At 66.4% G+C, this 1,449-nt stretch carries 1 protein-coding gene and 1 pseudogene; one reads left to right on the top strand and one right to left on the bottom strand.

The genetic code is table 11. From position 1 onward, the window contains the following. The first annotated feature begins 161 nt into the window (after positions 1-161). Positions 162-788, top strand: coding sequence for a hypothetical protein (locus tag NBZ83_RS32105; protein ID WP_261566675.1), 627 nt, complete (start codon positions 162-164; stop codon positions 786-788). Positions 789-1,021: 233 nt separating this feature from the next. On the opposite strand, the pseudogene NBZ83_RS32100 reads toward NBZ83_RS32105, so the two are convergent. After that, positions 1,022-1,449: pseudogene (locus NBZ83_RS32100) on the bottom strand (hypothetical protein); the annotation flags it as partial.

Genomic DNA, 1,449 nt, shown 5'->3' with positions numbered 1-1,449 from the left:
GGTGGGTGGGCGGCGTAGCCGAGGACGAGACCCGGTGGGCCGGGGAGCCGGCGGTGCCAGGACAGCGGGTGCACGAGGACGCCGGCGGCGTGGAGCTGGGCGGCGAGCGCGACGTCGTCACCCTGCCCGTCGGTCTGCCCGTCGGGCAGGGTGATGAGTAGGTGCAGACCGGCGGCGACGCCGTGCACGGTCGCTGCGGGCAGAGCGGTGCGCAGGGCGTCGAGCAGCGCGTCCTACTATTGGCCCTTGCGGTAGTCGGCTTTGGATTCGCGTTGAACGCGTTTCCTGCCTCTGCGGATTCTACCGACGGGTCGGCCGTGACCTCGGGGGATTCCGGAAAGATCGTCCAGTACTACCATGGTAAGACGTTGGCCTGGAATAAGGACACCTGGAATGGTGCGAACACGTGCATCGTCACCAGTCCTACCGAGGTGCATTGCTACGACTCTCCCGAAGAGGAAAAGGCGGACAGCTCCATCAAGCCCGCAAGCGCCCAGGGATACAACTGCAGTGCGATTAGCTATATTGTCGATGCTCCCGGATACTCGGGGCATGGGCTCGGATTCCAGGACTGGGGATACTGGCAGAACCTCGACCAGTGGGTCCAGGTCCCCTGGACGGTCAGGTCGTGGGACAACATTCACGATAGCTGCAAGGGATACCTGCGCTGGGGAACCGGCGGGTCTTGCCACTACATCGCACCGTATACCGGCCAGACGGATATAGATGTCCCGTCGACGCAGATCTTCCTCCAGAAGCCCTCGAACCCTCCGGCTTCTGGCTGCTAGGTTCCCGGGAGGGCTCGGATACCAGCCTTCGGGCAGACCGCTGCGTTGCGGTGCAGGCTGCGTAAATAGACTTGTCCGGCCGTAACGTGTGGCGGAGGCTGGTTCCAGGGGCGTTGGCGCTTTATGCCGTTGGCCGGTGCGACCCGTCCCAGCGAGTACTCGGCGTACTGTACCAATGGTCGGGGCCCCGACCGTTCAAATGGTCGGGGCCCCGACCATTTCGTCGATCGGTGTCAGGAGGTGTCGCCGACTGCCTGGACGTGGCTGGTGGTGAACAGCTGGGTGTAGGTCTCGACGGTCGGCCCGGGAGGGAGACGCAGGCCGGGCGGGGCGTCGGGGGTGTCGACGGTCTCGATCGTCAGGGGTGTGCCGGTATCGGAGAGGATCAGGTACTCGGTGCCGACGACGAGGCTGGTGTGGTCGGAGACCACAACGCCGATGGCATGACCGGGGCGGCCGGCGCGGTCGCGGACGGGCCCGGCGTCGAAGACGGTCGGGAGCTGGGCGAGGACTTCGTAGTAGGCGGCGTTCTGCTGGGGGCTGGTGAGGCCGAGGCTGAGATCGGACAGGGCATTCCCGGCGATCCCGAAGCTGTCAGCGGCGGCTGGGGTGCGGGCGGCAAGCCGGGCCCGTAGGCGGCTGGCATCGCTGGGCATGGCGG

It is taken from the genome of Frankia gtarii, from assembly GCF_025403375.1.
GTDB classification, from domain to species: Bacteria; Actinomycetota; Actinomycetes; order Frankiales; family Frankiaceae; genus Frankia; species Frankia gtarii.
The sequence above is the reverse complement of the archived record's forward strand: the minus strand, read 5'-3'. Positions and strand labels throughout refer to the sequence as shown.